This is a genomic window from Bacillus sp. SIMBA_008 (genome assembly GCF_046535495.1).
Classification (GTDB): Bacteria; Bacillota; Bacilli; order Bacillales; family Bacillaceae; genus Bacillus; species Bacillus subtilis.
Window position 1 is genome coordinate 1 of the sequence record NZ_JAWRWL010000943.1, and the last position, 249, is coordinate 249.

General features: G+C 58.2%; 2 tRNA genes. Both read left to right on the plus strand.

Annotation, left to right across the window (positions count from 1 at the left end):
- Window positions 1–80 precede the first annotated feature (80 nt).
- Window positions 81–153: transfer RNA gene (locus tag SB658_RS26150), tRNA-Ala, on the plus strand.
- 20 nt (window positions 154–173) lie between these two features.
- Window positions 174–247, plus strand: a tRNA-Met gene (locus SB658_RS26155).
- The last annotated feature ends 2 nt before the right edge of the window (window positions 248–249 follow it).

A 249-nucleotide genomic window follows, 5' to 3' on the forward strand; every position in this document is an offset into this window, starting at 1 on the left:
GGAAGTAGCTCAGCTTGGTAGAGCACATGGTTTGGGACCATGGGGTCGCAGGTTCGAATCCTGTCTTCCCGACCATTCTTGGGGCCTTAGCTCAGCTGGGAGAGCGCCTGCTTTGCACGCAGGAGGTCAGCGGTTCGATCCCGCTAGGCTCCACTTGGTTTCAAAAAATATTTGGCGGTGTAGCTCAGCTGGCTAGAGCGTACGGTTCATACCCGTGAGGTCGGGGGTTCGATCCCCTCCGCCGCTACC